The sequence below is a fragment of the Photobacterium jeanii genome (assembly GCF_001650345.1).
In the GTDB taxonomy this organism is placed as follows: Bacteria; Pseudomonadota; Gammaproteobacteria; order Enterobacterales; family Vibrionaceae; genus Photobacterium; species Photobacterium jeanii.
The window spans coordinates 754,932-776,319 of record NZ_LVHF01000033.1 but is presented as its reverse complement, the minus strand read 5'-3'; the positions used below and the strand labels follow the sequence as shown (position 1 = coordinate 776,319).

Annotated in this window: 18 protein-coding genes; 9 read left to right on the top strand and 9 right to left on the bottom strand. The window is 40.7% G+C overall.

The genetic code is table 11. The annotated features are described in order from the left end of the window. The first annotated feature begins 348 nt into the window (after nucleotides 1-348). Nucleotides 349-657, top strand: a complete 309-nt coding sequence (locus tag A3K86_RS20850; RefSeq protein ID WP_068336121.1) for a DUF6506 family protein — start codon at nucleotides 349-351, stop codon at nucleotides 655-657. Between the two features lie 79 nt (nucleotides 658-736). After that, nucleotides 737-1,552, top strand: a complete 816-nt coding sequence (locus tag A3K86_RS20845; RefSeq protein WP_068336118.1) for a helix-turn-helix domain-containing protein — start codon at nucleotides 737-739, stop codon at nucleotides 1,550-1,552. A gap of 83 nt (nucleotides 1,553-1,635) precedes the next feature. Here A3K86_RS20845 and A3K86_RS20840 read toward each other — a convergent pair whose 3' ends face one another. Both A3K86_RS20840 and A3K86_RS20835 read right to left on the bottom strand, forming a co-directional pair. Continuing rightward, nucleotides 1,636-3,027: a glycoside hydrolase family 1 protein gene (locus A3K86_RS20840; protein WP_068336114.1), complete on the bottom strand. Its 1,392-nt coding sequence runs from the start codon at nucleotides 3,025-3,027 to the stop codon at nucleotides 1,636-1,638. Nucleotides 3,028-3,333: 306 nt separating this feature from the next. Beyond that, a complete protein-coding gene (locus tag A3K86_RS20835) occupies nucleotides 3,334-4,584 on the bottom strand; it encodes a C45 family peptidase (protein ID WP_068336111.1) in 1,251 nt (416 codons plus the stop codon). A gap of 133 nt (nucleotides 4,585-4,717) precedes the next feature. Here A3K86_RS20835 and A3K86_RS20830 point away from each other — a divergent pair, with 133 nt between their 5' ends. Then, a complete protein-coding gene (locus A3K86_RS20830; RefSeq protein WP_068336108.1) occupies nucleotides 4,718-5,632 on the top strand; it encodes a LysR family transcriptional regulator in 915 nt (304 codons plus the stop codon). An 85-nt stretch (nucleotides 5,633-5,717) separates the two neighbouring features. On the opposite strand, the gene A3K86_RS20825 is transcribed toward A3K86_RS20830, so the two are convergent. The 3 genes from A3K86_RS20825 to A3K86_RS20815 all read right to left on the bottom strand — a co-directional run bounded on the left by A3K86_RS20825 (nucleotide 5,718) and on the right by A3K86_RS20815 (nucleotide 9,600). Next, nucleotides 5,718-6,641 carry an aminoimidazole riboside kinase gene (locus A3K86_RS20825; RefSeq protein WP_068336105.1) on the bottom strand — a complete coding sequence of 308 codons (924 nt, stop codon included), beginning with the start codon at nucleotides 6,639-6,641 and terminating at the stop codon, nucleotides 5,718-5,720. Nucleotides 6,642-6,734: 93 nt separating this feature from the next. Continuing rightward, nucleotides 6,735-8,105, bottom strand: coding sequence for a PTS transporter subunit EIIC (locus tag A3K86_RS20820; RefSeq protein ID WP_068336102.1), 1,371 nt, complete (start codon nucleotides 8,103-8,105; stop codon nucleotides 6,735-6,737). Nucleotides 8,106-8,121: 16 nt separating this feature from the next. After that, complete coding sequence (locus tag A3K86_RS20815) at nucleotides 8,122-9,600, bottom strand: glycoside hydrolase family 32 protein (protein WP_068336099.1); 1,479 nt, start codon at nucleotides 9,598-9,600, stop codon at nucleotides 8,122-8,124. 199 nt (nucleotides 9,601-9,799) lie between these two features. On the opposite strand from A3K86_RS20815, the gene A3K86_RS20810 reads away from it, so the two are divergent. Beyond that, nucleotides 9,800-10,825: a LacI family DNA-binding transcriptional regulator gene (locus tag A3K86_RS20810; RefSeq protein WP_068336097.1), complete on the top strand. Its 1,026-nt coding sequence runs from the start codon at nucleotides 9,800-9,802 to the stop codon at nucleotides 10,823-10,825. A 683-nt stretch (nucleotides 10,826-11,508) separates the two neighbouring features. After that, on the top strand, nucleotides 11,509-12,777 hold the full coding sequence (locus tag A3K86_RS20805) for a RidA family protein (protein WP_068336094.1): 1,269 nt from the start codon (nucleotides 11,509-11,511) through the stop codon (nucleotides 12,775-12,777). A 251-nt stretch (nucleotides 12,778-13,028) separates the two neighbouring features. Here A3K86_RS20805 and A3K86_RS20800 read toward each other — a convergent pair whose 3' ends face one another. Both A3K86_RS20800 and A3K86_RS20795 read right to left on the bottom strand, forming a co-directional pair. Beyond that, the gene (locus tag A3K86_RS20800) at nucleotides 13,029-13,505 is read right to left on the bottom strand and encodes a peptide-methionine (S)-S-oxide reductase (RefSeq protein WP_068336091.1); all 477 of its coding nucleotides are present in this window, start codon (nucleotides 13,503-13,505) and stop codon (nucleotides 13,029-13,031) included. 146 nt (nucleotides 13,506-13,651) lie between these two features. Continuing rightward, complete coding sequence (locus A3K86_RS20795; protein WP_068336089.1) at nucleotides 13,652-15,739, bottom strand: TonB-dependent siderophore receptor; 2,088 nt, start codon at nucleotides 15,737-15,739, stop codon at nucleotides 13,652-13,654. Between the two features lie 213 nt (nucleotides 15,740-15,952). Here A3K86_RS20795 and A3K86_RS20790 point away from each other — a divergent pair, with 213 nt between their 5' ends. Then, nucleotides 15,953-16,288 (top strand): hypothetical protein, encoded by a 336-nt coding sequence (locus tag A3K86_RS20790; protein WP_068336086.1) that lies wholly within the window; start codon nucleotides 15,953-15,955, stop codon nucleotides 16,286-16,288. Nucleotides 16,289-16,724: 436 nt separating this feature from the next. Next, a complete protein-coding gene (locus A3K86_RS20785) occupies nucleotides 16,725-17,036 on the top strand; it encodes a hypothetical protein (protein WP_068336083.1) in 312 nt (103 codons plus the stop codon). Nucleotides 17,037-17,105: 69 nt separating this feature from the next. Here A3K86_RS20785 and A3K86_RS20780 read toward each other — a convergent pair whose 3' ends face one another. Then, nucleotides 17,106-18,086: a DUF6929 family protein gene (locus tag A3K86_RS20780; protein WP_068336080.1), complete on the bottom strand. Its 981-nt coding sequence runs from the start codon at nucleotides 18,084-18,086 to the stop codon at nucleotides 17,106-17,108. A gap of 594 nt (nucleotides 18,087-18,680) precedes the next feature. On the opposite strand from A3K86_RS20780, the gene A3K86_RS22890 reads away from it, so the two are divergent. Beyond that, nucleotides 18,681-18,842 (top strand): hypothetical protein, encoded by a 162-nt coding sequence (locus A3K86_RS22890; protein ID WP_162844312.1) that lies wholly within the window; start codon nucleotides 18,681-18,683, stop codon nucleotides 18,840-18,842. Nucleotides 18,843-19,276: 434 nt separating this feature from the next. Further along, complete coding sequence (locus A3K86_RS20775) at nucleotides 19,277-19,828, top strand: hypothetical protein (protein WP_068336076.1); 552 nt, start codon at nucleotides 19,277-19,279, stop codon at nucleotides 19,826-19,828. Nucleotides 19,829-19,988: 160 nt separating this feature from the next. On the opposite strand, the gene gcvT is transcribed toward A3K86_RS20775, so the two are convergent. Beyond that, nucleotides 19,989-21,107, bottom strand: coding sequence for a glycine cleavage system aminomethyltransferase GcvT (gcvT, locus tag A3K86_RS20770; RefSeq protein ID WP_068336073.1), 1,119 nt, complete (start codon nucleotides 21,105-21,107; stop codon nucleotides 19,989-19,991). Nucleotides 21,108-21,388 lie beyond the last annotated feature (281 nt).

The following is a 21,388-nucleotide window of genomic DNA, read 5'->3' as shown; positions in this document are numbered from 1 at the left end:
GAGTCTATTTATCAATAGGTTGTATCGGAGGTTAAAGCTTAAAACAAACAAATTGCATATGAGTTATGAATATATGACAATTTAAAATTGACGGGAGGTATTTTTATTTCTTAGCAGGAAAACTTTGAACTCAAGCTGATTATCCAATATCAGTTAATCCTATTAGGATTAAATTTCAACTCCTTCTGTTTTTATAAACTCTACATTATATTCCAAATACACCAAGGCATAATGGTTTGCTTATCAACATATCAATTTAAATTTCACCGCGATTGTGACGGATTTATACAATCACCAGTGTCGGTTAACTTGTAATATCAGCTTCAACATTTAACAGGAAGCAATACTATGTCTACTATTTTTAAAGCCGCATTTATTTTCGTCGCACCAAATGCAAATCCATCGACAGACTACTCATGGGTACGAACTGATGAAGTACATGTGAAAACAATTGCTGTATCAAATTACCAACAAGCCTGTGAATTGATAGACGCATTAGTAGAGGAAGGAATTAAAGCGGCAGAGCTTTGTGGCGGTTTTGGCCATCAAGGTGTTGCCAAGGTGGTCAAAGCTGCAAATGGACGACTGCATGTGGGTGCTGTTCGTTTTGATAATCATCCATGTTTAGACTTTGCTAGCGGTGATACGTTATTCTAACGCCCTAAAAAATATAACGATAACAATCACCCCTATAGCCACTCTCTGAGCATTAGGGGTGGTAGGAAATATAATAATTATGTACACACAACATATTCAGCCAAGCCTTCAATTGAACCCACATATCGCTCAATTCTGGCTTTGGGAACAACATAATATTACTTTTATTCCTAATATGCTGCCAGGTACTGGGGTTGAGATGCTATTCAACTTTGGCGACCCATTAAAAATAAACACACACCAATACTCTCACCTTGGTACTAATGATTGTATTGTTGTTTGTCCTCGAAAATCACTGATTCAATTTCTGCCAACGGGAAAAACCAAAATACTCTCGGTTCGTTTTCGATCCGCTGGTTTTTTTACATTATTTGGCCTTCCTCTGACTGAGATAGCCGACCAAATTATTTCTGCGAAAGAGCTGTTACCTGCCTGTTTGCTCGAACAGCTTTTTGATACTAAAAACGATAGTAAAAAAATCGCATTATTAGAACAATGGTTGCTACACAAACTGATGAAAGTCACAAGTGAAGACACCACTCTGCAATGGGCCATAGATAAAATCTACTACCATAACCAGAGTGACAGTATTACCGAAGTCAAACAGCAATTAAATTGCAGTGAAAGAACATTTCAACGTAAATTTAAATTATTCACCGGTGTAGACGCCAAGTATTTTGAGCGCACAGCACGCTTTCAATCAACATTGAAAAAACTACTTAAGGCTCAATCCAGTCAATATTTACCCGTTGCATTCGAACATGGTTATTATGACCAGTCACATTTCATTAAAGATTTTAAATTTTATACTCAATCAACACCAAGTGAATATCTAACTGAGCAAAACTTTTCTTTAAACTATTACAATCATACAGCTAAATTACCACGCAACTAAAATTCAAAGACTGACGAGGCATAAGTAAAATCCCCGAGCAAAGCCGAGGATTGCTACTCTGCTGACCAAAGCAATTACCGACATTATTGTATCAATGAGTCGCCTTGAGTCTTAATCACATCTTGATACCAATAGAAACTCTTTTTACGCTTGCGGATCAATGTGCCAGTACCGTCATTAGCGCGATCGACATAAATGTAACCGTAACGCTTGCTCATCTCGGCAGTTGAGTTAGCAACCAAATCGATTGGCCCCCAACTTGTGAAGCCCATTAGCTCAACACCGTCAGCTATTGCTTCTCGCGCTTGCACTAAATGATCGTTCAAATATTGGATGCGATAGTCATCATGAATTTCTCCATCCTCACTGATCTCATCGCGTGCCCCTAATCCATTTTCGACCACGAATAGAGGTTTCTGATAACGGTCATAAAGGAAATTAAGCAAAATGCGCAAACCTTTCGGATCGATTAGCCATCCCCACTGGCTTTTCTCCAGATATGGGTTTGGAACGCTATCAACTATATTGCCGACTTCCTTCTGCTTAGGGTCGGCACTTGCACAACCGCTCGCGTAGTAACTAAATGAAATGAAATCGACCGAAGCACTCGCGAGGGTTGCTAAATCGCCGTCTTCCATCACGATGTCGATATTATTCTCACGAAAATAGCGCAGCATATAGCCAGGGTATTTACCTCTGGTTTGGACATCACCAAAGAACAGCCATTTATTATTTTCCTGCATAGCTGCAATCACGTCATCCGGATTACAGGTATAAGGGTAATTTATCGCCCCAAGTAACATATTCCCAATCTTAGCGTCTGGAATGAGACGCTTACATAGCGTGACCGCTTTTGCATTGGCAATCAGTTGATGGTGAATCGCTTGGTAAATGGCTTGTTCATTGGCATTTTCGGGAAGCCCTACGCCAGTGAAAGGCGCATGCAGTGACATATTGATTTCGTTGAAGGTCAGCCACAGTTTCACTTTATCTTTATAACGATTAAACACAGTGCTGACGTAACGCTCGAAGAACTCAATTAACTGACGATCTGCCCAACCGCCATAGTTTTCAACCAAAGCATAAGGCATTTCATAATGTGACAAGGTAACAAATGGCTGGATATCATGTTTGGCTAGTTCATCAAAGATGCGATCATAGTAAGCCAAGCCCGCTTCATTTGGCTCTAACTCATCACCATTTGGGAAAATGCGCGTCCAAGCAATGGATAAGCGTAAACAGTTAAAGCCCATTTCTTTAAACAGCGCAATGTCTTCAGGGTAGCGATGATAAAAATCGATTGCGACATCTTTGATCCCGTCAGTTCGGTCTATTCTTGTCTGATGCGGGCTCAAGATACCGTTAGGCAACATGTCGGACGTAGATAATCCCTTACCATCAAGATCGAAAGCACCTTCAACTTGGTTGGCAGCAATCGCCCCACCCCACAAAAAATCATTTGGAAATTGCAACATATCAACCTCTACACTATCGCGCTGTTACGAAGATTTTGTCCCGCCTTCAAAGATAGTCAAATTGATCTCCTCCAGCTGGTTCTTAACTGATGCGATCAGTATCCTCAAACATAAGAGGAAGAAAAAGAGCTTAATTTCTTGCTGATTACTTCCTCGTTTTCCTCTAAGTAACTGAGATTCTCTTTTTCACAGTACTAAATCGGAAAAACAGGCAGTATTTATCTTTTGGTATTCCTCTTTTTAAAACAAAACCCAACATGATGAGCAAAAATTCGATGCATCATATTGGGTTTATATTTGTTTTAATTAGTTATCAAAACACACCTTAGTGTATTCCTGAACGCTCGGTAACCACGTGGTACCGTAACTACACCCTTCATTCAAATCATGAATTACTGAGTTTGTTGTCACAAAACCATTACCTTGATAGGGCGCCTTTAATATAGGCTTTTGCTTGAAAGCTTCTTTCAACGCATCAACATCGCGCGTTGGGCTAAATTTAGCATGACTTTCCGCCGCTACATTTCGCCATAAGGTGGTTTTCATTGCGTAGTCAAACAACTGCTCTTGCCCATTAGCATAATGATCTACCAAAGCTTGCTCCTGACCTAGTGGGTGGTTAGTATGCGTCACATACCCTTTCACACTGCCATCAATCACAATGTTATTACCTAGCTGGTTTTCTACAGCCAAAACTTGGCCTTTTTTATCAGAAAAGCTAGTGGAATAAGCTGCGTTTACTTCAATCTTATCAAGGGTCTTTTTCGCATCATTAACATCATCATATTTTGCTACCATTGCCATCGATAATCCGCTCACTGGAGCACCTCGCTCAACAGCCCCTTTGTGGAACAAATCAACGGTATTCGCAACAGTAGCTAAATCTCTTCCCATTGCCATGGCATTAAATAATGGTTCAGCAGCATGCACTATCACTCTGTCACTCTTCCAAATGGTGCCATAGCCACCAAACGAAATTGGCATATCCTGATTCTGACCAATAACACCATTGTTCCAACCAATCACGGTACAGCCTCGCATTTTGTCAGACTGTTGCTTTAATTCACTTAACCCCATAGCAGCAAGGCTTTGCACTGATTTAGCAAATAAGCCATCCGACGCCCAAGCAGCTAAATATACATCTCTAAAAGGATAGCCTGATGCCTCTCCCATCCCCGTATAAAAGGCAATGAGCTCTGGGAAACTCTCCTGTAAGGTGTTCGAAGTAGCTAAAATGCTTACAAGTTCTTCTGAAGTATAAATCTCATCCAGCTCCGCTAGTTTTGCTTTAATGGTTTCACCCATCACATCCTTGCCAAAGATTTGCTTATAGCCTTCAACGATCTGTTTACCACCTTTTGAAGTTAACCCATCAAATTCAATAACTGGCGCTGTTTCTTGCAAAACTTGATTTTCATTAGGATGATAAAAACTCCCCGTTAGCTCAATTTCCACACCATTTAAACCGGTTTGACTTTTCTCATTCCCGGCATAGCTGGTTCCTGACACAACCAATAAACTTGTTAAAGCTACGGCTAGGTGTGATTTCTTCATCATATTTACCTCTCACTTATTTTAAATACGCTCACCTTGTTGGCTTGAGGTAAATTTACGGCTAAATTTGAATTACTAGAAACACGAATTGTTCCAAATATGGAACGACGCCGCCGATGATATTAGAGCCTTACTGATGAACCACACACTCCCTATACTTGAAACTCGCCTATTGAGCTGTTTTGTCGCTATCGCGGAAACAGGCAACCTACGCAAAGCCGGATTAAAACTAGGCAAAGCCAAGTCCACCGTCAGTCGCTGGCTTAGTGAATTAGAAGATCTTCTTGGTTACCAAGTGTTTGACCGGGAAAGCAGTGGCTTAGTGCTGACATTAAACGAACAAGGTGAATATCTACTAGTTAAAGCTAGAACCGTCTTAGCAACATTAGGACGATTTGAGGATTTTGCGTTTGCACAAGAAAACAAGCAAGCTCCTAATAAACTCACATTTAGCTTTAACCATTTGGTTGCAAATGAATGTATTACAGACTTGATTAAGAACTTGCGTGAGCATGCACCACAAACTGAGATAGAGCTGCTTCCAAGCTTACAAGATACACTTCAAGACAGCTTAATGGCAGGAACAGTGGATTTTGTTCTTGGGCTAGCATCTGAGGATCTCTATCCTGATATTGGCGGTATGATTGTAGGTGAAGAGCAAATCATGATGCTAGCGCATCCTCAACATCCTCTAAACAGCCAGACTCAAATCGAAAGCCAACAGTTATTACCTGAAACCATTATTCATCCGCAATTTTTGAGCAAGAAGAAAAAGGATGAAAGTTTTAATCCGATTTCATCTATCATCACCTCAGACTTCCAACTCGCAATAGATTTTGCAAAAGCCAATCTAGGCATAGCTTACAGCCCTGAACATATTGCTCGACAAGCCTTAAAGAACAAGAGCTTGTGTCAACTAGATATGAACTGGGAGGAGTTCAGCCAACACTTACCATTAATGCTATTTTATCGACTTAATTATTCTTACCCCAAAATCAAACAGCACTTGATAGATAGCTTGCGTGATTGGTACGGCTATCAAACTGTTTAATCTATAAGGCGTTGATAAAATTAAAGCCTCTTAAGAGGCTTTAATACTTCGTCATATTAATTCATGCGGGAATAATACCATCGTGCTAATTTCGTAAACTATGTTGTAGCTGAGTGCTTGTGGGTAGCGCTGTCATTGCTCCTTTTTGTGTCGTTGCAAGAGCACCACAGTAGTTACCCCACTTCACAGCTTCCAAAATAATCACTTCATTTAGCCATACATTATGCTGGGCCAATTTTGCTAGCACACCACACACAAACGCATCACCCGCGCCAGTGGTATCGACAGGAGTAACAGCTTGCGAAGCGACTTGATATTGATTGCCGTTAAATTTCACCAAAGCTCCTTCCGCACCCAAGGTCACCAACACCAGTGGAATGTGATAGCTTTCAAGTGCAGCTAAACCACGCTGTAGATCAGTTGTTTCGGTTAAAAACAACAACTCTTCTTCAGAGAACTTCACAACATCTGCCGCCATCACAGCTTTCATTACTACAGCACGCATATCTGAAGGTTGCTGCCAAACTTCATCACGAAGATTCGGATCAAAACTCACAAACCCACCAGACGCTTTTATCGAAGCCATCGCATCAAACACTGAACTTCGGCTTGGCTCATTTGCTAATGCAATTGAGCAAAAGTGCAACCATTGCCCTTGTTGAAAACGAGGAATATCGCCAATTTCCATAAACTGGTCGGCACTTGGCTTTACCATAAAAGTAAACGAACGTTCACCTTGCGCATCAAGATCAACCAAAACTGTAGAGGTACGTTGCTGGTCATCAAGTATTAAATGGGATGTATCTACATTTTCATCACTCAATACTTTTCTCATGAAACGCCCCAACGGATCCGCGCCGACTCGCCCGAAAAAACCACATTCACCAGCTAATCGAGCAATACCAACAGCTACATTTGCAGGTGCTCCACCAGGGCATTTTAAGTAACGAGTATCACCGTCAGGAATAAGATCGACTACCGCATCACCGGTTAACCATACTTTGTTCATTTTCAAATCCTTTAGCTAAAGCCCACCTCACTTGAGGCAGGCTTAAATAATTTGTTCTCTACCTAGATTCGAACACACCACTTATCGTTATAATTACGCTTTCTTTATTGGGTTATAAGCGCGGGTTAAACAAAATGCAGTCACAAATGCACTAGCAATCACAGTAAGGTAGCCAAACACGGCTGATAAAGAGTGTGAATAAAGCAAGATACCAGGGATGAAAGTGATCCCCATACCAGTAGCACTAATGCTCAACAAATAAGTCATCAAACCGCCAACAGCGCCACCTACCATACCGAACGCAAACACTTTTCCGTACTGCAAGTTCACACCAAACAACAACGGTTCTGTAATGCCAAATAGCGTTGATATCGAAGCGCTGTACGCATTGCTTTTTTTCAGTTTATCCTTAAGTAATGTTGCTACCGCGATAGCCGCACCAAACTGACCAGCCATCGAAGCTGTCCCTAGCGGTTGAAGGGGATTCAACCCTGTTTCATTCAACAAACCGATTTCAATCACCCCTAACGCATGATGAAGACCCGTTATCACAATCATTTGTTGAACAGCCCCATAGAGGATATAACCAATTCCCATCGGCAAATCGAGTGCCATGCGCACTAATGACGTGCATCCATGCTCAATGTTCTGTAACAGTGGACCAAATCCAAACAGAATAACAAATACAGCGATGGTGATCGTTAAAAATGGCGTGAAGATCAGATCCATACTCGATGGAATAAAACGGCGTAGATTTCGTTCTAAATAAGAAACAAACCATCCAGCAAAAATAGCGGGTAAAACTGTACCTTGGTAACCCACTAACGGAAAACTAATGCCAAGTAAGTTAACAACCATAGGCTCAGCACCACCATTCGCTACAACCCATGCATTTGGTAATTGGGGCGCCACCATCATTAACCCCACCACTATCGCAATAATGGCATTACCACCAAATTTTTTCGCGGCAGAATAGGCAATAAGAACAGGTAAGAATGCAAAAGCAGTGTCTGTTAGCATGCTAAACAAGGCTAGTAATTCAGGCGAAAACTCAATACCTGAGTGCAGCATCATGCCACGTAAACCCATCAATAAACCTGTTGTAACCAATGCAGGGATCAGCGGAATGAGAATATCCGCTAAGGTTCGAACCACTTTCTGACTCGCCGTTAAATTAGCAAAAGTATCTTGTTTAAAATCCTGCGATTCAAACTCACCACCCAGCGCACGCTTTAAGGTATCGTAAACATGAGACACCTTACCCGAACCAATAATAAACTGGTGCTGACCAGACTGATAAAAGTAGCCACTTATCTCATTAATTTCTTTCGCTTTTTCAGCATTAGCTTTGTCATTATCTTTTAAAATAATACGTAAGCGTGTTGCGCAATGCTCAGCATTACGAATATTATCTAAACCACCGATACTATCCAGTATCTGGTCAACAGTAACGTCATAGTTCATTGTGTTCACCATTTTATTATTTTGTAAGGTAAGTTAACTTGATGTCTAATTCAATTTCTTTTTTATTGACAAGCATTAATCTATGTTTTTCTTCTTCTGGGAAGAACAAACAAGTAAACACATCCCTGCCTTTATTTATAAATATTTCGATAATACTTTGATCGCAAACAAAAGTAATATCGTTAATATCATAGTCTGTTTCACAAACTCTTTTATTACCATATGGCCAGTCAATCATATGATGGTCATAATTTTCTCTACTCAGCTTAATACTATTCCCACTTATATTTAACTGCAATTTTCGCCCTGACTCTGAAACAAGGCTAAATTCAATTTCATTTCTAAATAAGTCACCATTTACTTCAACTATAAAAGACAATGGATTAACATCTAGCGTTGAATTTAAAACACTGGTATCTGATATATTCATTTTACTTTTAACACAGTGTTTATTTTCAACCAGCAAATTGGTTGGATATTGATATAGACGTTTCTCTTTAACCGCTAATGTACGTGGTAACGTTAAACAGTTTATCCAACCGTATTCTGCACTTGGCAACTCATCATCCGTTCCAGCCCAAGCAATTAACGTTTCGCTATTGCTGACCGTATCGTGAGCATTGGCCAAGGTTTGAGGTGCATAAAAATCAAATCCACGATCAAGTTCATCCCAGTGGTTAACAGTAAAACTCAGCGTTTCGATATTTAGCTGACCAATACAGTACACCACATTGAATTTGTTATGAAAGCGATGACCTTGAGGTTCAATGCCTTGTGGCGAGAAGATAAGTACATCATTACCATCAACGTTTAGTAGATCGGGGCATTCATACATATAAGCATCAGGAAATTCACCAGACACTTGAATTTCTAATTCACCAAGCACTTCCCAATTGAATAAATCTTTAGATTGGTAAACTAATAGTGTACCTTTCATATCATGCTCACGCTGAGCACCTAAAAGCATAAAGTAGCCATTATCCCTTTTTAATATCTTGGGATCTCGCACATGCCCTGTGTATCCATGTGGTACAGAATGAATTACAGGATTACCAGCAAACTTATTAACTTTATTATCTTCATCTAATAGCGCAATACATTGGTTAGCATCCCGCTTTAAACCTTGCTTTACGTTACCAGTGTAAAACAAGTAAGCTTTATTTTTTTCAACAAATGCTGCACCTGAATAAGCACCGTGTGACTCATAACTTTCTACTGGCGTTATTTTAGCGCCATGTTCATTCCAATGTATCAAATCCACAGATGTTAGATGCATCCAATGTTTCATGCCATGAAATGTATTAAACGGATACCACTGATAAAATAAATGATATTCATTGTTATAAAAGCAAAAACCATTTGGATCGTTTAATAGACCATGCGGTGGTGTTATATGAAACAAAGGACGATATTTAGCGTTATCTCTAATCTTATTAAACGCTTGTTTATCTTCCTTCGTTGCCAAATCAATTGTTTTATATTTTAACTCTTGCACTTAATTCACACCTAATCACCATGAGTTAGGAAAATCATAACGATTAACCATCACAGATAAAGCTTGGTGCGGAAGTAAACGAATTAAATATGACGACTAAGAACAATTCTGCTGTGATTTGTGATGTAACATCAAGTCTTGTTACATAGTTATCGTTAATATACTTATCAATGAACATCTGAAGAAGTAGTAAAGCACAGTGACAATACGTGACGTTGCAAGAAAAGCTGGCGTTTCCATCGCGACAGTGTCTCGCGTTATTAATGGTAGCGAACGCATATCACCACAGGCCAAGCACGCTGTAGAGCAAGCTATAGAACAACTCAATTACCAAAAGCCTCCCGCCAAACGTAAGAAACCCACTAAGCTTTTTGCTGTTATTGTCCGCAACATGACTAACCCCTTCTTTACTCAGTTAGTTGATGTGTTAGAAGAAGAAGCCTATAAACATGGTCGAAGCATTCTGTTATTCAACAGTCGCAATAATTTACAACTGGAGAAAACCTTTCTTACCGAATGTGTCAACCACAGAGTAGATGGCGTATTTCTTATTCCTCGGTCCTTAAGAGAAGAACACTTAAAAACAGTAAAACAGCTCCCATTTCCAGTTGTTTTACTAACGGCAACATCAGAACAAATGTTGAGTGTCGGTACTCATCATCAACATGGTGGCGAATTAGCGGCACAACACTTTCTTAATCAAGGTTTCCGCCGTATGGGATTCATAGGTAGCAGTGATAAGCATTCAGATCGCTTGCTCGGCTTTAAGAAAGCGCTAACAAAACAAAATATCATTCTAGAAAAGAGTCTGGTGCTTGCACCTTATACCTCTGAGTCACTCTCCCAGTTTATTCAACAGCATATCTCTACCCCCCAATCTCCTATAGAAGGCATCTTTTGCTCCGATGATATTGCTGCAAGCCACCTTCATAACGCCTTAAACCTGCACAATAACGTCATTGAGCACTATAATTCCCAACCTCCTCTTCAAGGTAAGATCGAAATTATTGGGTTTGATGACACCTTTATCGCGCAGTCACTGGGGTTTTCTAGTATCAAACAACCGATGAGACAAATTGCTTTGCTTGGCTTTGAGATGATGATCGAGACAATTGCAGGCCAAAACATAGCCAACCAACAAGTCTTATTGGAACCCAGCTTGGTTATTCGTCACACACCAACTTCACTTTCAGGTTCACGTAGCCCTGAAATCTTGCGAACATAAAGCATCCCAAAGCACTCTTTCCTTTTCTATTCCCCAGTGGATCCAAGCTATTAATTCAGCTAGAGTCGCTCCCCTCAAACAATAAGCAACACGTAGCTTATACGGGATGAAATTATGCAACCTATCCTTAATAGGTGGCATTTTATTGCCATTAATTGTTAACAAACAGAAAACAAATCAACCAATTTAAGTAAAAACATTATTTACAAAGATATTAAATTGCTAATTTTTGGTATTCGATAATCCATTCTCGGAAATTTATGCATTTTAATCAGCATAAAGGTTAAATAAATTCAGTTCGATAATTCGTTCTAACAAAATTAATGTGAGTTGCGTATCAATTTTAAAATGAATTTCAAAAAATCACGCCAATTACCTCTGAGATTTTATTCACATTTGACGAATCAATCGCAGAATTAAAATGTTGTTAGTGCCCTATTATTAATAATAATGTGGATAATTAAGCGTAAAGTGACTATTTATCCTATTTTTAGAACGCTCTAGCGAAAAAATGTTTTGAAGCGTGTCACATTCACCCCAAATATTTTCACTTACTATGACGCCACTTTGATAAATCATTCAAATAAAACTAATCAAGATAATTAACACCAATCGATAAAAGTAAGTTCGCTTTTACTGATAGGTATAACCACCTCTGTACTACATATAAGGAAAATATCGACATGGCTGGCGGTATCATTAAAGTTTCACGCAATACTGAAAATGCACCTAAAAGTGAACTATCTTCTCAAACAGTTGCTTTCTCTCACTACAACAACTTCTCTGCACAATTACCTGTAGACCCAAAAACAGGTGAAATCGTTGTAGGTGACGTGAAAGAACAAGCAAAACAATGTTTAACTAACATTAAAGCCATTGTTGAAAGCATCGACCACGTTATGGACGACGTTGTAAAAATCAACGTGTTCCTTAAAGATATTGCAGACATGGAAGCGGTTGACGAAGTTTACGCTTCATTCTTCCAAAACCTAATTCCAACTCGTACTGTTGTTCAAGTTGCTGCGCTACCAATGAGCGATGCACGTGTTCAAATGGACGCACTAATTTCTAACGGCGAAGGTACAGCTCCTCAAGAACCTTGCCCACTAGTTAAACTAACTCGCAACACTGAAAACGCACCTAAAGATGCACTAGCATCACACACTGTTGCTTTCTCTCACTACAACAACATCTCTGCACAGCTTCCAGTAGATCCTAAGACTGGTGCTATCGTTGAAGGTGGCGTGAAAGAGCAAACAGCTCAGTGTCTGAAAAACATGAAAGCGATTCTAGAAAGCATCGACGTTCCTTTCGATGACATCGTTAAAATCAACCTATACCTAAGCGATCTTGCTAACGTTGACGCAGTGAACGAAGTGTACTCAACATTCTTCCCTGATTCAGCAATCGCACGTACTGTTGCTTACGTTCCAGCACGTTCAATCATCGCTGCTGATGCTCTACCAATGGGCGCACTTGTTCAAATTGATGCTTCTGTATCTCACGGTGACGGTACACCACCACAAGAAGTTGAAGATCGCCACAACATCGTTATTCGTGCAAACAACACTGATGCAGCACCACGTAACCCACTACACACACAAACTGTCGCTTTCTCTCACTACAACCACATCGCAGCTCAACTTCCTATTGATGTAGCAAGCAATGCAATCGTTGCTGGCGGTGCTAAAGAGCAAGCAGAACAATGTCTGAAGAACATCAAAGCTATCGTTGAAAGCGTTGACCACGTAATGGACGACATCGTTAAAATCAACATCCACCTTAAAGATGTTGCTGATATCGAAGCAATCAACGAAGTTTACACAAGCTTCTTCCAAGGCGACCTTCCAGCTCGCACAGTAGTAGGTGTTTCTCAAATCGAAATGGACGCTCTAGTTCAAATCGACGCTGTAGTATCTAACGGCGAAGGTACACTTCCACAAGTTAAATAAGATAATAATCAGCTTATCGTCCCTCCATTGCGATAAGCTGGATTACTTATTAACGTAAACAGGCTTTCAATTTGAAAGCCTGTTTTTATTGCCTTTATATTTTTTCTATCTTTGCTGGTGTACCACTTCTCATCATTAGTTATGAAGAATGGTGCACTTTTTTTATTTTATGATGAGGCATGAATTAACACGTCAATTATTCCACTATTTAACTAACAATAACTCTGCGTCTGACACTTATATATGCACTGTTATTTGTTCTTATACTTACTAAGTAATTCAAATGGAATATGACAATAATCATTAGGAAAGCGCGTTAATCTGTCTTGATGTTCATCATCACTCTTAACATAATTTGTTAACGGCAGCACTTCGACCGCGATTTTATCGCTATCCTCTCTCGCAGTAATAAAGGCTCGAGCCTGTTCAAGGTGTAATGCGTTACTGCTATAAACCCCTGTTCGGTATTTTTCACCAACATCTTCCCCCTGCTTATTCACACTATAAGGGTCGATAATCTCAAAGAAGAAACTCATCAACTCGCTGATCGTCACTTGCTGAGGATCAAACTGAGTGCGAACACATTCGGCGTAACCATCGTACTCGCTTTGGGTGGTGTCGGTAGTGCCATTTGCACGCCCTGCTTCGGTTAATACCACACCAGGTAAGTGCTTCATAAACTCTTGCACGCCCCACAAGCAGCCACCAGCAAAATAAATCTCTTCCATTACTTCATTACCTAGGGATTATTGATTAACACGAACCTACTTTTACCAAGGTTTAGTGCAAATTGCTATTAACCGCCACAACGCAAAAAGGTCTGCCAAAGCAGACCTTTTAATTAGACGACTGTTAGTCAGTAGCTTAGCCAGATCTATAGGTTGATCTGGAAAGTCGCTTTTACTGTACGCTCGTCACCGTACATTGCATTGTGGTTACAACCACCTCGCAAGTACTGTTCGTTGAACAGGTTGTTAACGTTAACGCGTACTAAACCATCTAAGCTATCATTGAGTGCTACACGGTGGGTGTAACCTAAATCAACTAGGGTGTAAGCTGGCTTATTGAATTTCTCATACGGATCACCGTATTTCTGACCTTCATAACGTGCGCCTAAGTGGAAGTTGTTCTTGTCATCAATTTGGTAGTTCGCCCAAGCGCCCAGCACGAACTTAGGTGCATCTTTCGCACGCTTGCCTTCAAGGCGGGGGTGATCAAGGTAGCGGGCATCAAGCCACATCAAGCTTGATGATAGCGATAGACTATCGGTCACTTGACCGTCAGCTGCTAATTCAATACCACGGTGACGAACCTTACCATCTTGGTGCATGGTGTTTGTATCACGATCATCGTAAACAAGGTTGTTCTTCTCAATATTAAATAACGCACCCGATACCAACATCAAACCATCGAAGAACTCTTTCTTGGCGCCTAACTCGTACAGTTCACCTCGTTCAGCATCCAGTTTCTCGCCTGCGTTTTTGTATTTCGCAGCAACTGGATCTTTAGGCTCAAAGCTCTGTGAATAAGTTGCATACACTGAGGATTCATCTGATGGGTGGTAAATCACCGCAAATTTCGGCAGCACATTGTTATGAGTTTCATCTTTGTTCTTTTCTTGATCAAAGCGAACACCCGCTAGTGCGTGCCACTGTTGGTTAATCTCAACATAGTCTTGTACGTAAAGGCCCAGAGTTTGGCGCTCAAACTCATTAACTTTACCTTTGCGGTAATCAAGATCGGTCGGCTTAGCAATAATCTTGTTATCGTTAATGCTTAACTTACCAAGAGTACCTTTCTTATCCTGCTGATCCGTTTTCTTGTAATCGACGTAGCTAGTGCCAACCAGCAACTTGTGCTGCATGCTAGCTAATTCGAACTCACCTTTAAAATCGAGGTAAGCGGTATCGACTTTAAAAACCTCGAACGTGTCACGCGCCATTACTTTCCAAGTTTGAGTTTTAGGATCGTAATTCGGCTTTTTCGAGCTTTCGTTGAAGACCTTGCCCCAGTTACTCTCAATAGTGCGGCGATCAACATTTTGGCGGTTATAACCCGTGGTTAGCATCCAGTTTTGTGACAATTCAAAATCAAGATTCACACCATAGTTTTCAACTGTGCTGTGACGCTTCGCCCAAGGCATGTCCCATACAAATTCTTTGGTGCCAATAAGGTCGCCATTTTGGAAAAATGCCGAACCCATATCAATGTGGCCGTCATCTTTAGTGCGGTCATAGTTCAGGCGAACCGTACCACGATCACCAAGATCTGCCTCAACGATCAACGCACCTACCATACGCTCACTTTCAACAGCAGAACCATCTTTGTGGCGGCGGTAGCTTTCTTTCTTAGCCGTTGAACCAATTAAACGTGCACGAAGCGTTTCATCACTGTTTAATGCCCCACCTACATCCAATGTTGTTTTAGTATGGTTGTGAGCACCTAACTCTTGGCTTACGTTAAGGTGAAAATCACCCTGTGCTTTTTTCGTAACTAGGTTAATCATGCCAGCTGGCGTCGATTTACCGTAAAGCAACGATGATGGGCCTTTTAACACTTCAACACGCTCGTAAAGTTCGATTGGTAAAGCATAGTTAGCTAAGTGGAATTGGCCATCACGTAGGTAACTTTGATCTGGATTTAATTCAAAACCACGCATATAGAAACGTTCACGATTTCGGCGCGTGTTACCAGCAGAAATACTTGCGTCATTCTTTAATACATCACCTAAAGTAGCGGCACCCTGCTCTTCAATCAACGTCTCATCGTAAACAGCAATGACCCCAGGAGTATCTAACTGACTCATCTCCATTTTCATTGCTGAGACATTATCAGCTTGGTATCCATGCTGCGTACCCATCACAGTCATATTTTCTTCTTGTACTGCATCTTGATGAGCGTGAACAGCCATAGAGCTGAGTGCCGCAGCTACCAAAATAGTAGACTTTTTAATCGTGAACATGTTTCCCCAAATGTTTTCATGCGTTGTGTTTCAAACTCTGTCGTAAATGAAAATAATTAGCATTACGTCAAACCTTGTTATTTTATAACATTTGGTATAACGTAAAACCAGACCACCTCGATTGTAAATCATAACTATTTACATTCTTTACAAGGAAAACGTGCTGGTATTTTTAACTCAGCAAACGATTAAATAGGACAAAAGGCATCACAAATGCGTAAAACGGCTTCTTCACTGCTGATCATGGCTTTGCTTTCAGGCACAGCTTCTGCTGCAAAAATCGACTTTAGTTGTGCAGGTACTTGCGACCAAACCATCTTGTGTGAAATTTTATCGGAAGGTAATGCAAGCGACTTTGATGTTAAAGTCACTGATGCAAGCGGTATTGATATCGCTGGCGGGCAAGTAAACGAATACCTTGAGTTCGAGTTTCCTCAACCAGAAAACAACTATGGCGTATTACTGTTTAACCGTAACGAGCAAGTAACCCGTATCAACGGTAGCGACATCAATGTGCCTTGCAAATGTAAGTGTCCGCCAAAAGACTAAATAAAAATTAGATACTGCCCCCCCGCTCGTTTCAAGCGAGAACCCAACGGTTACATTAGGCAGAACAAAAAAACTCAGCCATAGCACGCGCTCTGGTTGAGTGTTATTTGGGAAGCAGCAAACTCCTCCCCAAAAGCGCATATAAATGCGATTATTTTGCTTATGCTGGAATAAAATGTGCAATAGTCGCTGTTCTAACTTGCCGCAAACATATCCTTATCACATCGCCGCACTTTGTCTCGCTTTCGCGAGTGACTTCACACTGATATCGCAACACTATCACTCAGTAATCACAAAATCTTTCGGCACATCAAGCAGTAAAAACAAACTAAATGAAGCTTAAACATTCTAAAAATGAATGATTATGCTATGCCAAATGCGCATTTTGCTGCCACAATTAAAATGATTCCGTTAACTACGAGAAGCAGAGGTAACTATGAAAATGATCCGAGCGAGTTTACTTATAGCAGGGTTAGCTATGTCTTTTACCGCAGCTGCAGATTACCGTATGAATGTGATTTCATCGAATGATGGCGCATGGATTACAGTAAAAGAGAATGGTAAAGGCGTCGAAGGAGCGACAGTTACCACCAACATTCACGGCTTAGGGAGTGCAAAAACCGACGAATATGGACGCGTGTTTGTTTCGCTACCTCAAATTCGTTCTCAAACTGTAAGATTCACTGCTACTGACGATGACAGTGGTAAAGAGATTTCCAAAGTCGCATACATTCAACGCGATAAATAACGAATCGCCGCGCCGCATCAGTTATCACAAGACTGAATAGCAACAATGAGGCGCGGCCAGATTTTTCGCTTACTTAGCGTTTAGTGTGAAGTTAAAGAATTCGCTTGTACCGTCATCATTATCGCTTGCTAGCACGCCAGTCACTTTACCTTTAGTGCTTTGCTTAATGCCTACTGACTCAACTTTGGTGATCACACGTTTGCCATCTGCGAAAATTGCTTCAGTCTGACTGCTAAGATCATTCATAACGCCCGCTTTTAAATCTGAGAGCGCAACAACACCAACGTAGCTACCTAGAATTTCACCGTCATTATAGGCATCGCCCGTCGCTTCAATAGATGCCGAGTAGATCAAGCTGTTGGCTTCAGGCCAATATTCAGCACCTGAAAGCCCGGCTTCAAATCCATCCAATACAGGCAGTGTTACTGGGTACACTTGAATATTGTTCAGTTGTTGGCTTTCACCTTTCATGTAAGCCAGTAATTTATCGCTTTCAATTGAGAAAATAACATTTGTACCTGAATTACCACGGTTCAAAATAAAAGCTTTGTCGTTCGCTACAGCTAAACCTTCAATGTTTAGTTCTTGGTCACCGCTAAATCCTGCGGCTTGATAAAGCTGTTTGTAAAGCGGCGCCATCGAACGCTCAACTTTTAGTTGATTATCAGCCGTCATAATAAAGCCCCATTCACGGACTTTTTCCTTACTACCTGAACCTAGCAATAAGAATGCTGTTTGACCGTGATAGTCAATTTCAGCCATTGCTTCAAAGTCTGGCTTCACTTTTTTCTTTATACGACCATTTTCTTTAACTGGGTAACGCTTAATCAGCGCTTTTTCAGCGATATTGAACTCAGGGCCTAACGTATAAAACCACATGGCATCATCGCCAATTGCGTATAAGCGCCCTTCAGTAGCAACAATTCCCGAGGCTGATGAAAGCAACTTATTAACGGTAGGTTGGCTAACTTCTACCGCAAATTGTGGTGCAGCAATAGCTGGTGCCGCCATTGCCATCGCAAACAATGAACTCATCATCAATTTTTTCATTACGCAAACGTCCTTTCTTATTCAACAACAAACCTTGTTTGATTTATTAAGAAATTTAACAATTAAATATATTCTTAATTTCTTCAAACAAATCAACTCTGACAGGGCTTGTATCAACAGCTCCCAAGAAATGAAAGAAACATCCGTAAAATCATTCTTTTATTTGGAGATGCCTCACCGTGTTTCACAATAGCAAAACGGTGCTGCATGACATCTAACCAGTTTTAACCGAATATGTTTATGCAGACATAAGTGTCTACATGTGAAAAATTTAATGAGTGAACTATCAAACAATTAAAAGCTTGGGTCGATATTAAACCAAATTACTTATGGTTTAATTTATATATCAATAAGTATTTTTTAATAAAACCTGACATAGCTTTGACATTAATAATTTCATAAATAACTAATCTTACCCAACGTTATGAGCATTGTTTTTAACCATCGAATCCAGTTAACAAATAACAATAGCGCAATGGCATACACAAAAAGTATGCGTTAGAGCTTCTATTCAGGTTAGGTTAACTAAAGATCGGTTACTGATATGTAAAATAAGATGCCATAGCGGATAAACGGACATTTAATGAGGTAAAAATGAACAGAAAGCAACTTAAAGAGCAACACCAAGAAGCTGTAATTGCTGCACTAGGCGAGTGTTACCGCCGTCTTAACAAAGCTGGCATGAGTGGTAAAGACCTAACCCAAGAAGGCTTCAAACTTATGTTTAAGTCAGCTTACAAAAACCTAACTCATTAACATGGTTTTTACTGAACAATTGTTATTTATCCGCATAAGTGAATGAAAGAAGCGCACACTGCGTTTTCATTCACTTTCGCGCATAACAAGCAACATGCACCTTTTCGCAATCAAAGCCCTTTCCTTCCCCGTCAATTGAAACTTAAAGGCAATAATGAAGAGCACGACCAACTTCTTTTAAATTAAACGCATCATTTACCAGCCAAGAATAATTTATTCAAACGGTATAGTTATCGCTCTGCAATCCTCTTTCATTTCAGCTAACTCGAAATATAAAAGGTGATATTGCTCTCAACTTTATATGCATTTTTGATATTTGATCATTATTAGTGGGAGTGATTTTCGGAAATAAACTCATGCAGTGAACATTCAGATGTAACTCATCGACATAACCTTCACTATTTATTCTATTTACAACAACTTAATAGAATAGAATGAAACACTACGCTATCTGCAGTAATCGATTTAGTTTCTCAATTGCACCTTTGTTCCTCGTTCTAGGTTTGAGTTTCAGTGCAAACTCGTTAGCAACCACGCCAACTAACTCAGTAGAAATAAGAACCGCAATAAATTTAAGTTGGTTTAGTGGTAACTACCAACACATTGAAACTTCACTACTCACTCAGGACACCGACTCTGTACTCCCACTCATTAATACCTTGGGGGAGATTTGGCTTCAGCGTGATGGGGCAATCAGTGGTGAAGTCTCTCCCCTACTCGCGCAAGCCATTATCATGCACCCAGAGGTCACCTTGGCAGTCCTTAGCTCTCATCCAAACAGTTACCAAAAGTGGGTCGAAAGAGAATTAAACGGCATGTTATTCACCGCCCAGACAGACAAAGAAAAGTTAGAACTAGAAATGCTACAAGGCTCACTCGCTGGAGCACTGGCGGATTATATTCCCACAGCAAACACGCAACTAAAGCCTTATGCGCAGTCGCTGCTAACAGCGGTTGAAGCAAGCAATATCAGGATTGTTGATTAGGGAAGAGTTCAGATAACAAAGAAGGAAAAATCAAAAGAGAGCTTTAGTAGGCTACTACAGACTGATACGAACGACAAAAGGGGCGAAGTTCGCCCCTTTGGTCTTACAGCTATTTACCTACAAATTTACAGGCTAAAGTTTACAGGTAAGGTGTTATCGCTTAACCACGGTAGTAGCGCTGTGGTACGAACGGCATCTTCTCAACCGTCATTGGTAATTTCTTACCACGCACTTCAGCAAATACTTCAGTACCAATCGCGGCTAGATCTGTTTTTACATAAGCCATTGCTACTGGGGCACCTTTTGATGGACCAAAAGTACCGCTAGTTACAATCCCGATTTCGTTATCGTCAGCATCAAACAACTTGCTCCCTTCACGCACTGGCGCTTTAGATTGCCCAAGCAGCCCCACACGCTTACGTGCTACGTCTTTTGTTTGAATTTGATCAAGAATGATATCAGCACCAGGGAAACCACCTGCACGCTCACCATCAGTTCGGCGAATTTTACTAATGCCCCATAGCAGACTTGCTTCCACTGGTGTCGTCGTCGTATCGATATCGTGGCCGTACAAACACAAGCCACATTCCAAACGCAATGAGTCACGTGCGCCAAGGCCAATCCACTCTACTTCAGTAAACGCTAGTAGTTCACGCGCTAACGCATCTGCTTTATCGTTCGGTACTGAGATTTCGTAACCGTCTTCACCCGTGTAACCAGAGCGGCTGACGTAACATTCCACACCCTGTAGCTCAAGTTTGGTTGCATCCATAAACACCATATCGCTGACGGCAGGGTTCAAACGCGCCAATACATCCGCAGCTTTAGGACCTTGTAGAGCAAGCAATGCACGATCTTCAATAATCTCAAGTTCAACACCTTGTGGTAGGTTTGCCTTGATATGGGCAATATCTTGCTCCTTACAAGCAGCATTCACCACCACAAACAAGTGATCACCAAAATTGGTCACCATAAGATCATCTAAAATCCCGCCTTGCTCATTGGTAAAGAACGCGTAACGCTGCTTACCTTCTGGTAAATCGATGATATCAACCGGCACCAAAGCTTCGATTGCTTTAGCCGCATCCGCACCGTGCAAGCGCAATTGACCCATGTGAGAAACATCAAACAACCCAGCATGCTCACGACAATGTAAGTGCTCTTTACGAACACCTAATGCGTATTGAACTGGCATGTCATAGCCTGCAAACGGCACCATTTTCGCGCCCATTTCGATATGCAGTGCATGCAATGGTGTTACCAGAAGTTCTTGTGACATCTTTACTTTCTCCATAAGTCGCTGCGCGCGACTGTTATCCATTTCATTATGAGAGCAAGGTGTGATCATGCTCTGTTTTTATCGATATCACGTTACACAAATGCCAGATAGCAACGTGATACAACGCAAATTATTAACATTAATTGTTTTGTAATTGTTGCAGCCCGCAATTTCTCGTCGCTAGCCTCTCGTCTTGTGACGCTTTTGGTGTTTTCAAATCGCCTTAACTAGCTACGAAATAATGCTTTAAAATCCTATAAATCGTGATTCCGAAATAACTG

Excerpts from the sequence above, each read along its gene's own strand:
- A3K86_RS20775 (WP_068336076.1), top strand. The coding sequence starts at position 19,277 with ATGAAACACTACGCTATCTGCAGTAATCGATTTAGTTTCTCAATTGCA.
- A3K86_RS20820 (WP_068336102.1), bottom strand. The coding sequence starts at position 8,105 with ATGAACTATGACGTTACTGTTGACCAGATACTGGATAGTATCGGTGGT.
- A3K86_RS20780 (WP_068336080.1), bottom strand. The coding sequence starts at position 18,086 with ATGAAAAAATTGATGATGAGTTCATTGTTTGCGATGGCAATGGCGGCA.
- A3K86_RS20840 (WP_068336114.1), bottom strand. The coding sequence starts at position 3,027 with ATGTTGCAATTTCCAAATGATTTTTTGTGGGGTGGGGCGATTGCTGCC.
- A3K86_RS20830 (WP_068336108.1), top strand. The coding sequence starts at position 4,718 with ATGAACCACACACTCCCTATACTTGAAACTCGCCTATTGAGCTGTTTT.
- gcvT (WP_068336073.1), bottom strand. The coding sequence starts at position 21,107 with ATGTCACAAGAACTTCTGGTAACACCATTGCATGCACTGCATATCGAA.
- A3K86_RS20845 (WP_068336118.1), top strand. The coding sequence starts at position 737 with ATGTACACACAACATATTCAGCCAAGCCTTCAATTGAACCCACATATC.
- A3K86_RS20785 (WP_068336083.1), top strand. The coding sequence starts at position 16,725 with ATGAAAATGATCCGAGCGAGTTTACTTATAGCAGGGTTAGCTATGTCT.
- A3K86_RS20790 (WP_068336086.1), top strand. The coding sequence starts at position 15,953 with ATGCGTAAAACGGCTTCTTCACTGCTGATCATGGCTTTGCTTTCAGGC.
- A3K86_RS20795 (WP_068336089.1), bottom strand. The coding sequence starts at position 15,739 with ATGTTCACGATTAAAAAGTCTACTATTTTGGTAGCTGCGGCACTCAGC.
- A3K86_RS20800 (WP_068336091.1), bottom strand. The coding sequence starts at position 13,505 with ATGGAAGAGATTTATTTTGCTGGTGGCTGCTTGTGGGGCGTGCAAGAG.
- A3K86_RS20825 (WP_068336105.1), bottom strand. The coding sequence starts at position 6,641 with ATGAACAAAGTATGGTTAACCGGTGATGCGGTAGTCGATCTTATTCCT.
- A3K86_RS20850 (WP_068336121.1), top strand. The coding sequence starts at position 349 with ATGTCTACTATTTTTAAAGCCGCATTTATTTTCGTCGCACCAAATGCA.
- A3K86_RS22890 (WP_162844312.1), top strand. The coding sequence starts at position 18,681 with ATGAACAGAAAGCAACTTAAAGAGCAACACCAAGAAGCTGTAATTGCT.
- A3K86_RS20835 (WP_068336111.1), bottom strand. The coding sequence starts at position 4,584 with ATGATGAAGAAATCACACCTAGCCGTAGCTTTAACAAGTTTATTGGTT.
- A3K86_RS20805 (WP_068336094.1), top strand. The coding sequence starts at position 11,509 with ATGGCTGGCGGTATCATTAAAGTTTCACGCAATACTGAAAATGCACCT.